The organism is Mycoplasma sp. 6243 (assembly GCF_051200785.1).
In the GTDB taxonomy this organism is placed as follows: Bacteria; Bacillota_I; Bacilli_A; order Mycoplasmatales; family Metamycoplasmataceae; genus Mycoplasmopsis.
The window spans coordinates 1,085,129-1,096,151 of the sequence record NZ_CP195154.1 but is presented as its reverse complement, the minus strand read 5'-3'; the positions used below and the strand labels follow the sequence as shown (position 1 = coordinate 1,096,151).

8 protein-coding genes are annotated in these 11,023 nt (G+C 28.4%); 6 read left to right on the top strand and 2 right to left on the bottom strand.

The window, feature by feature from the left end:
- The first annotated feature begins 46 nt into the window (after positions 1-46).
- The 6 genes from ACR82Z_RS04640 (at position 47) to ACR82Z_RS04615 (ending at position 8,756) form a co-directional block, all read left to right on the top strand.
- Positions 47-1,570: an MAG3090 family protein gene (locus ACR82Z_RS04640; RefSeq protein ID WP_435129435.1), complete on the top strand. Its 1,524-nt coding sequence runs from the start codon at positions 47-49 to the stop codon at positions 1,568-1,570.
- Positions 1,571-1,670: 100 nt separating this feature from the next.
- A complete protein-coding gene (locus ACR82Z_RS04635) occupies positions 1,671-3,038 on the top strand; it encodes a glycine--tRNA ligase (protein WP_435129432.1) in 1,368 nt (455 codons plus the stop codon).
- 11 nt (positions 3,039-3,049) lie between these two features.
- Entirely contained in the window at positions 3,050-4,969 is a 1,920-nt protein-coding gene (gene dnaG, locus ACR82Z_RS04630) for a DNA primase (protein WP_435129429.1), read from the top strand.
- A 1-nt stretch (position 4,970) separates the two neighbouring features.
- Complete coding sequence (locus ACR82Z_RS04625; protein WP_435129426.1) at positions 4,971-6,389, top strand: RNA polymerase sigma factor; 1,419 nt, start codon at positions 4,971-4,973, stop codon at positions 6,387-6,389.
- Positions 6,389-7,180: a Nif3-like dinuclear metal center hexameric protein gene (locus tag ACR82Z_RS04620; RefSeq protein WP_435129424.1), complete on the top strand. Its 792-nt coding sequence runs from the start codon at positions 6,389-6,391 to the stop codon at positions 7,178-7,180. Before ACR82Z_RS04625 ends, ACR82Z_RS04620 begins: the two co-directional genes overlap by 1 nt.
- On the top strand, positions 7,170-8,756 hold the full coding sequence (locus tag ACR82Z_RS04615; protein ID WP_435129421.1) for an APC family permease: 1,587 nt from the start codon (positions 7,170-7,172) through the stop codon (positions 8,754-8,756). Before ACR82Z_RS04620 ends, ACR82Z_RS04615 begins: the two co-directional genes overlap by 11 nt.
- Positions 8,757-8,767: 11 nt before the next feature.
- Here the strand turns inward: ACR82Z_RS04615 and ACR82Z_RS04610 are convergent, their stop codons facing one another.
- Both ACR82Z_RS04610 and ACR82Z_RS04605 read right to left on the bottom strand, forming a co-directional pair.
- On the bottom strand, positions 8,768-9,889 hold the full coding sequence (locus ACR82Z_RS04610) for an HNH endonuclease family protein (RefSeq protein WP_435129418.1): 1,122 nt from the start codon (positions 9,887-9,889) through the stop codon (positions 8,768-8,770).
- Positions 9,870-10,823 (bottom strand): adenine-specific methyltransferase EcoRI family protein, encoded by a 954-nt coding sequence (locus ACR82Z_RS04605; protein WP_435130647.1) that lies wholly within the window; start codon positions 10,821-10,823, stop codon positions 9,870-9,872. Before ACR82Z_RS04605 ends, ACR82Z_RS04610 begins: the two co-directional genes overlap by 20 nt.
- Positions 10,824-11,023 lie beyond the last annotated feature (200 nt).

The window sequence follows — 11,023 nt, the reverse complement described above, 5'->3', positions numbered from 1 at the left end:
TTTGTAAGCAAAAAGTGAGGAAAATTAAAAAAATTAAAGGAAGAATATGAAACGTCTATTATGTTTATATAAACCAGCATTAAATAAAAACTATCCATGAGTGCTTAAGCACCCAAAAGTAAAAGATGCATTAGCTCAATTTAAAACTCGTAAAGATGCGATGAACTGATTTTTATCACTGGGATATGATTGTGCAACTTGATTCCAAACAGATCAAAAAGTATTTGGGGGAATTTTCATTTCAGAATGAAAAGAAGGTGTTGATTTTTACGAAATCAATGTTGATAAATTTGATGGTAATGTAGTTGAAAGTGATGTATTATCTGAATTCTTTATTGATTCAAAAACAGGAGCAAGAAAATCAGATGAGGCTCGTGATTACCTTGAAAGACTAAACGATTTTAAAGTTCTTAGAAAACATGAAACATACTTCCCTGTTGATGATGAATTTATTATTGAAAGAAAAAAATCTGCTAAAGATTTAGAAATCGAAAAACTACAAAGACTAAACGAAGAACTTCAAAAACAAGGTCAAGCAGCACCGGTAATAGTTCAAGAAGTAAAGCAAACTGAGCCAGAAGTTCAAGTTGTTGAAAAAATTGTTGAAGTGGTAAAGGAAGTTGTTAAAGAAGTTCCTGTTGAAATTATTAAAGAAGTCGAAGTCATTAAAGAGGTACCGATTGAAATCATCAAAGAAGTTGAGGTTATTAAGGAAGTACCGTTTGAGGTAGTAAAAGAAATTGAAGTAGTTAAAGAAGTACCATTAGAAGTTGTTAAGGAAGTAGAAGTTACTAAAGAAGTTCCTATCGAAGTTCAAGTTATCAAAGAAGTAAAAGTACCAGTTGAAAAAGTAGTCGAAGTTATTAAAGAGGTGGTAAAAGAAGTACCTGTGGAAGTAGTAAAGGAAGTTTCTACAGGTTCAAAAGAACCTATTAGATTCGAATTTATTGAAAATCTACAACCTACTAAACAACTTGAGGCTCTAGCTGTTTATGCACAAAGAATTTCTAAGGTTGCTGAATTTTTCAAAGAAGAAAAAACAACATCTGAGCAAGATTTAACAAGAATCAAGGAACAACTGAAAAATGTTTTAGTAGTTACTAAAAAACTTTCTAATAAATTTACTGATGATAAAAAAGCACAAAAATTATTCGAATTAGTCGCTGCTTCATTGGCAACATCTGTAAAATCATTATCTGAAAAAATTGTTGGTAAACCTGAAATCGAATTCAATCCAGAAACAGCCGTATATTATCGAAAAGAATGTGGTAGAAATGTATTATTAGTACACTGATTATCATATCTTGTGTTCGAAGGATTACATTTAGCATTTGTTCCACAACAAGCATATCACTATCCTATTATCGCAGCTGAAGTTAAACCACAAACTAATGTTGTAGTATTTTCAGATGTAGCAAAAGCACAACCAAAAGAAGAAAGCGAAGTTGTAGTAACTGAAGAACGTATTCCATATATGTTCTGAACAGTATTATTTGCTTCTTTAGCACTTGCAATACTATTTGTTCTTGTGATTTTATTATGAGTAGGTGTAATTCCACCGCTTAACTAAATTTAAAAGTCTTTTGACTTTTTTATTTTGCATTTTTGTAGAAAGTTATAAAATAGCAAATTTTTATATTTAAAAAATATAAAAATAGTATAATAATAAAATGTTTAATAAAAATAGTAAAGAATTTATGCAAGTTTTAGTTAACCATCTTAAAAGCACTGGGTTTATTTTTCAAGGCAGTGAAATTTACGGAGGTCTTTCAAATACTTGAGATTATGGTCCGTTAGGTTCTTTATTAAAAGATAACATCAAACAAATATGAAAAACAGAATTTATTTTAAAAGAAACTAATAATTTTTTAATCGATTCAAAAGTTTTAATGAACCCAAAAGTTTGAGAAACAAGTGGACATGTCGGGAATTTTAATGATCCACTAATTGAAAACAAAGTGAACGGAAAAAGATACCGTGCTGACAAATTAATCAATGAAATTAATTCCAACATTATCCCTGAACAACTTAGCAATGATCAAATGCGAGAATATTTAAATCAAAATTTACCTGAATATGATGGATGCAAAGCACAATGAAGCGAAATTAAGCAATTTAATTTAATGTTTGAAACTGCTCAAGGAGTAATTGAAGGAAATAAATCAAAAATTTATTTACGTCCAGAAACAGCACAAGGAATTTTTATAAACTTTAAAAATGTGCAAAGAACAACTCGTGCTAAATTACCTTTCGGAATCGGACAAGTAGGAAAAAGTTTTCGCAATGAAGTTACTCCAGGAAATTTCATTTTTAGAACTCGTGAATTTGAGCAAATGGAATTAGAATTTTTTAGTTATCCTGAGCACGCGCCAAAATGGTTTGATTATTATATCCAAAAAAGTATGAAGTTAATAAAAAAACTTGGCATAACAAAAGAAAATGTTAGGATTCGAGAACATAGCCCAGAAGAGTTAGCGCATTATTCAGATGCAACAACTGATATAGAATTTTTATTCCCGTTTGGTTGAGGTGAGCTTTTAGGAGTAGCGAATCGAACTGATTTTGATTTAAGAGCACATATGCAAGCAAGTGGAGAAAGTTTAGAATATTTAGATCCAGAAACAAATACTAAATTAATTCCTTATGTGATTGAACCAAGTATTGGTTTAGATCGTTTAATGCTTGCTATCCTTGTAAATTGTTATGATGTTGAGAAAGTGACAGAAAGTGATGAAAGAATAGTTTTAAGATTTCCAAAAGAAATTGCACCTTATAAAGTTGCTGTACTTCCGTTAGTTAAAAAACTTTCTGAAAAAGCATTAAAAATTTATCACCAATTAATTGATTTAGGAATCTCGACAAGTTATGATGAAAGTGGCTCAATCGGAAAACGTTATCGTCGCAATGATGCAATTGGGACATATTGATGTTTAACAGTTGATCATCAAAGTTTAGAAGATGCAACTGTTACATTAAGAAATCGCGATACAATGGAGCAATTTCGCATTTTGATTGAGCAAATTAATGAATATATTTAGTTTGGAGGGTAATGACACAAGCAATTTCATATGAATTGATTAAGGAAATAACTTCTTCAAATAATATAGTGGATATCATTTCTGAAGATGTCCAATTAAATAAAAAAGGTAATAATTATGTAGGACTATGTCCATTTCATAATGATAGCAATCCCAGTTTCTCTGTGTCAGCAATAAAACAAATATATAAATGTTTTTCTTGCGGAGAAAGTGGTAACATAGTTACTTATTTAACAAAAAAAAGACAAATGAGTTATACTGATGCAATTGTGTATTTAGCAAAAAACATCGGAAAAGAATTAGATTTTAGTTCATTAAATAAATCCGATTTAGTGGAATATAATACACAAGAGCAAGAACAATTAGAAATTTTGCAAGCAGCAAACACTTTTTATAAATTGCAACTACTTAAAAACAATGCAGCTATTAATTACTTGAAAATACGTAATTTATTTGATAGCGAACTTATAAGTTATTTTGATATAGGATTTGCACCTGACTTTAATTTATTATCAAAACACTTAAATGAAAAATTAGGTTATGGATTTGATAAATTATATAGCAGTGGTTTGATTAACGAAAACTATGTAGAATACTTTCATAATAGGGTTGTTTTCGGGATTAAAAATCAATATGGTCAAATAGTGGGTTTTAGTGGCCGCACAATAACCAACGAAGTAGCTAAGTATATAAATTCACCTGAAAGTAATTTATTTAATAAATCCAAAATCTTGTATAACTACTTTAATGCAAAAGATCACATTCAAAGCAGTAACGAAGTTGTAATTGTAGAAGGTTTTATGGATGCGATTGCATGTTATAAAGCAGGGATAAAAAATGTTGTTGCTTTAATGGGTGTAGCACTTACTAATCAACATATTCCACTCTTATATAATTATAAAATTAAATTATTTTTAGATAATGATGCAGCAGGGATAAATGCTACATTAAAAACTATTAAGACATTATTATCGAATAAAATTAATCGCATTGATGTTATTATAAATCCATACCAAAAAGATGCTGATGAGATTTTAAATAAAGAAGGAGCAGAAACCTTAAAACAACTGATGCAAACCACACGGGGAGCAATTGATTTTGTTTATGATACATTAAAAATAAATTTTGCTATAACAAAAAATTCTGATTTTAATAAAATCAAGGAATTTGTAATTGAATTTAATAGTTATTTATCATACTTATCAAACGAAAATAAAGCATATTTTAAAAATAAAATAAAGAGTGAATTTAACTATGATATAGATATAAATAATATTTATGTTGATTATCAACCTAGACAAATTCAAAAACATCCCTTTGATATGAATTTTGAATTTCCTGTTAATCCAAAATTTCAAATAAAACCGAATAAAAAACATTTTTTTGATGAAATAAGCAAATTCAAGCGATTAAAGATTTTGATTTTTATGCTTTGTCGTAATGATTTTTCAAACTTATTTTATAGTGAACAAGGTTTAGAAGTCATTTTTAGCCAACCTGCACAACTGCGAGATTTATATACTGAAATAAAAATGTTCAACCTAAAAATTAATGAAGTAATTGAGCAAGATATCTTCGAAAGTGCTGATAAAGCAATCGAAAACATTAACATCGAAGCAAAATTAACAGAACTAAAAGAACATTTATATCAAACCTTTTTGAAATTAAGTAAATTTCAAAGCGACCAGCAAAGTTATTCATATTTTCAAGAATATATGCAGCAATGTCAAAATGATATAGATTTGCAGTATCAAAATGCAGCAAAAAATGATACAGTTGAGTTAAATTTACTTCCATATGTTAAGGAAGCGGCACAAGCAAATGAGCAATTTTATATTGAAAATCAAATTAAAAACTTTCGTCGTAAAAGTGAATATCAAAAAGAATTAGCCAATATACAAAACAAAAAAATAAGAATAGAAAAGAGGTAAAATGTCAGATTACAAAGATGTTATCAAGCTTTTAAAAACAGAGATGAAAAAATCTAAAACAAATCATTTTTCTCAAGAAAAAGTGTTTGACATTTTATTAAATCATAATATATATGTTGATGCAGAAGAAAACGATGATTTTTTAGATGCTTTATTTCAAGCAAATATTTTAGAAAACCACAGTGATGCAGGTGATTTAGATGCAGTTAGCAGAGATCAAATCGAAGAAGAATTGGAACCTAATTTCAAATCCGATACTCTAGATTTAGATGATGTAGATTTTCCATTAGATGAATTTGATGCAGATGAAGATTTTTCAGAAGACACCGAAGAACCTAATTATGATTTAGAATCATTATCAACAGATGATGAAGAAGATGAAGAAAAAGATGAAGAACCTGAAGAAGAAGATTCGATGTTTTTTGATGATGCTTCTGATGATGAATTTAGTTTTGGTGACTTTGATTTAGAAACCTTAGGTTCACAAGCAACTTTGCTAGAAACCGAGAATAAAAAAGCACGTAATTTAACTAACAAACTTACTGAAACAAATGATATAGTCAAATGATATATGCGTTGAATTGGTAAGTATGGAAAACTATTAACTGAAGAAGAAGAAGTACAATTATCCAAAGAAATGGACCGTGGTGGTTTTCGTGGTAAAAGAGCTCGGGATAAATTAATTTTAAGAAACCTGCGTCTTGTGATTAATAATGCTAAAAAATATAAAAATCGAGGACTTTCGTTTATTGATTTGATTTCTGAGGGAAATCAAGGGATAATGAAAGCAGTACAAAAATATGATGTTAATAAAGGATATAAGTTTTCAACTTATGCAACATGGTGAATTAGACAAGCTATCACCCGTGCTGTAGCTGATCAAGCACGAACCATTAGAGTCCCAGTTCATATGGTAGAAACCATTAATAAGGTATCTAAAATCGAACGTGAATTACAACATGAGTTAGGTAATGAACCTACCTTAGCACAAATTGCTGAGCGTATTGGTGGAGATTTCACTGCTGAAAGAGTTGGTTACATTAAAAAAATAAATATTGATCCTATTTCACTTGACAAACAAGTAGGAAAAGAAAATGATTCATCGTTTAGTGATTTTGTTAAGGATGAAGTAGTAATTAATCCAGTGGATTTTGCGGCCCACGAGGAGTTACATACTATTTTGCTTGATATGATTGATAATTATTTAGAAAAAGAAGAAAAAGAACTTATATGCCGTCGCTATGGAATAGGATATGATGAAAACGGACAACGATATCGGATTCACTCCTTAGAAGAACTAGCAAAAATGCGTAACAATGTTTCAAAAGAAAGAATTAGACAAATTGAAAACAAGATCTTACGCAAATTAAAAGGAAATCCTAAATACGGTAAAAATTTAAGGGATTATTTAAGATATTAATGTCCGTAAACACTATTATAGAATATCTAGAAAATCTATTTCCTTTGTCTAATAAAGAAATATGAGATCCATCTGGATATGCTTTGAAAGCAAATAAAAATAAAAAAGTAACAGCAGTTGTATTAGCTATCGATTTAACATCTGATGTTTATAACTTTGCTTTAGAAAATCAGTGTAATTTGATTATCACCCACCATCCCTTTTTGTTTGAAAAAACAAAGACCGATATGCTACAAAAAGCAGAGTATAAAAAACAAATCAAAAAAGGGTTGGTTAAAAATAAAATTAGTGCATATTCAATACATACAAACTATGATTTTGATGTAAATGGAACTTCATATCAAATTGCAAAAGCGATAAATTTATCAAACTATGTAATTTCTGAAGGTCCTAGATACACAGCGATAATTGCTAAAAAAATATCTATTTCAGATGTGCAAAAACTTTTTTGGGAATATTTAAATTTATCTAACTTTCAAAGCAATGCATCTGATTTAGAATATAAATACTCATATTGTGTTATTTTAGCAGGTTCAGGTGATATTATAACAATCAATCAGTTAACTAAAAAATATCCTATTGCATTATTTATCACATCAGATGTTAAATGAAGTGATTGAATTACATATAAAGAACATAAAATTGCTGTTCTAGCAATCCCACACCTGGTAGAACAGGTGTTTGCAAACCATATACAAGAAATTTTGCAAGCAAAATTTCAGAATCTTAAAATACATACATACAAACTAAAAATACCATATCAAAACATAAAAGGAAGTAATGAAACATAAAAAAATTGGTTTATTTTTCTCCTTAATGTTAGTAATCGGTTCTGTTGTCGGAATTGGTATCTTCTTCAAAAATGGTTCTATTTCTAGGACCACAGGAGGAGATGGAGTCACTTGATTACTAGCATGAATAGTAGGAGGTTTAATTTCACTTACAGCAGCATTATCGTTTGCTGAAATTGGCTCATTTAAGAACACAAAACTGACAGGTTTATCAAATTGAGCCTTTAAAGTAGGTGGTTCACGACTTGGATACTTTACATCCATATCATTTTCAACATTTTACTTTGGTGCTTTAAATGCACTACTTGGAATATTTGGTTCTGAAGTATGATTCACCTTCATTGGCGCTGCTTCAAAACTTGATACATCACATATTCATAGTGTGGTTCATATTATTATTGGATTGTTATTTATGATCGTGTTTATGCTACTAAACTATGCATCAACTCGAACATCAGGGCAATTACAGTCATTTTTTACTATATTAAAATTTGTACCTATATTAGTAGCGTTATTCATCGGAATTGTGCTACCAAATGTACATAATGCTGGTGGAGTAAATGCATTTACCATTATAGGTAAATCATTTAGCATCAAAGGATTGGTTGCTGCTTTACCTGCTGTATTATTTGCTTACGATGCTTTCTTAGGTAATGCATCAATGTCACATAAGATTAAAAAACCGAACAAAAATGTACCGAAGGCAATTTTCTTTGGAATGGCTTTTGTGGTGGTAATATACACCTTAATTGCACTTTCATCAATTTTACATAATCAAGGTAACATCGGTGGGTTATTATCAGATACTTTACCTAAATCAGTTGCAGCATACATCAGTCCTATTATTTGATTCTTTATTTTAATCTCAACATTTGGGGTTTTAAACGGACTTAGTGCAGCATTTATTAATGAAACCCATAATACTGTAAAAGCCAAACTATACTTTGGATCAAGTGCTTTGATTAAACGTTTTGGATTACAAAAAACATTTTGAATTTACATCACAATTATTTTTGCATTTTGAGGTGTTTTAATTTACATCCCTGCAATTGTATTAAATACTGATATCTTAATCGATGCAGTATCAAATTATCCAACCTTATTCTTCTTTAATATTTATGCACTGGTAATTTTATTATACGCAATAAAAAGACATAAAATCAGTGAAACTAATAAGATTAATAAATGAGTATTTTATATTTCTGCTGCATTAGCTGTCACAGGAATAGCAGTTGCTGAAATAGTATACTTAGTAGTTATCTTTACATTCTTAGGTTCAAATGCAACAAATCCAAATGGATGAGGAGTATTCTACGACCAAAATAAAGGTGGATTAATACCTAATTACTTACCTGTTTTATATTACTTTTTAAACTTGATTTTATTGTTTAGTCTACCAGCAATTAATTATGCATTAGAAAAAGCAGTATTCAAAAACAATTTAGTTAAAAACTTTAGCACCTTAATTATGTTAGATGCACAAGAAGAAAAAGAAGAACAAGAAGTATCAGAAAACAAAGAAGAACAATCCAATTCACAAACATATAATGTTATTTCAAATAGACTTATTTGATAAAGAAAACACAGTTAAACTGTGTTTTCTTTGTTACCTTTAGAACTATTACAACTTTTGCAAAGTAATTGAGCATTTGATAAATTAGTTGGGCCACCTAAGCTCCATGGAATAATATGATCCATTTCTAAATTAGATTTTTCAAATTCATTTAAACATTTAGCACACTTAGCAACAACTAAGTTGCTATCTGGTTTATTTATTTTATTTTTATTAAATAAAGTTTCCTTTTCTTCTAGATTGAAGAATCTTCGTTTATCTACATCCGTAGTTTTTAATTCAAGAAGTTCGATGAAATATTTCTCTTTTTGTTTTGTATCGATTATTTTCATTAAATCTTTATCTTTATAAAACAATGTTATTTGTGCTTTTATTTGCACTGCATTTTGTAGAATTTGAGATTGTTTATCCTTATATTTATCTGCAAGTTTTAAAAGAAGAGGGATATCTTTATATTTATTGTTAATCTGTGGGAAAATTTTCTCGATAAATCGTAGTATTTTATTTATGTTTATACTATGATTGCTAAAACTTTCTTGATTCTTCATTCATTTTGCTATATTTTCCACATTAGAAAGTTTAGAAACAAGTTTTAAAATGATAAATTGATATTTTCCTCTTGAGTTTGTTTCACCAAAGAGATTTCTTAATTTTTTGTTATCTTTTACATATTGGTTTAATTCTTGGATGAATTTGTTATCTACCAATCCGTTTATAACTTCAAACTCACTTAAAGGAACACCACAAGTGTTTATTCGATAAAAAGCGGTTCGTTTTTCTTCTTCGGTTCCTGTATGAATTACAGCGCTAATTTTCATTTTACTAAATTCATCTTGCTTAGCTTTGTCGCTTTTACCAAGTTCATTAAAATTTTGACCATTTCAAGTAATTTCGTTATTTATATATTTCTTTATAGAATGAATTCTTTGTTTTCCATCGATTACTTCTAACTTATTATCATTTAATTTTCACAAAATAATAGGAGGAAGAACAAGTTTTTTCATCAAAGTATCTATAACTAACGATTGTTTTTCTGAGCTATAAATAATTTCTCTTTGTAATGTTATATCACTTATAATATCACCTGAATTAGTTTTATCAACTAATTCTTTTATGTTAAACTCTTTTGTTTCCATTATTCACCATCCTTTGTGGATTTTTGTTTTTGATTATTATTCTACTATATATTCTTTTTTTATTTATAAAAGGGTAACCTAATTCAAATTCATCTAATTTTGTTGTAGACATTTTACCAATGATCTCAAATTGGTCTGGATTGTATTTATCTAAAAATGTAATAGGTACTCCAATAGCTCCATCATAATCATATGGAATATCAATAACTTTATTAACATTAATTGCATTGTAGTTGTCATATTTTTGATAATATTCGGGGTTTTCTGCTCAACTTTTAGATAACATTAATTTAGTTTCTCTTGTTGTGTTTTCAATGTTAGTAAATCAACGAGTTAAACCTTTAAGACTTTTTGTTGGTTGTTCACCTGTAACAAAGTCCCCGGGACTTGTAATTCCTAATCAAACCTTATTTTCTTTTATTAATTTAAAGATGTCATTATAAGAAATTCCATTTTTATTACCAATAATAAGGAATTTCAAATTATTTTCAATTAGTAAATTTATAAATTCTCTTAATAGAGAAAATGGAGGATTTGTTATAACTACACCATCAGGATGTTTTTTAGCAAATTCTGGGATGCTTGTTTGAAAAGTAGTTCCTTCATTTGTTTCTGGATTATAACTACTAAAATGTAATATATTATTTCAACCTTTATTAAAATCATTTCCTTGATTTTTAGCATTGAAAAAGCGAGAAAAAGCAAAATTATCATTAATACCATTTACAAAACCTTTTTCTCGATATTCTTGTTTTTGCGATTCTTTTAAAGTATCGTAATCATAATCACAAGGAAATAAAATGTGCTTATTTTGTAGAAAATTTTCATAATATTTTATTTCATTCGCTACATCTTCATATAAAGTGAAAAATTCATCGTTTTTTGCTCTTTTTGCCGAATGAAGATTATTGTTCTTATTTTGGGAATCTGTTATTTTAATAACACACCCCCTTTAACTTGCTAAATTTATATAGAAAACAACTTGTATTAAAAATACAAGCTGTTTGAATTTTTAGCAAGTTAAAATATTTAATTACACTTCTATATATATATATATATATGAGCAGTACTTATAAGTTTCATATTTTAACTTCCTTTCTTATTTTTTATGTTTAATACTTTGTATTTAACATA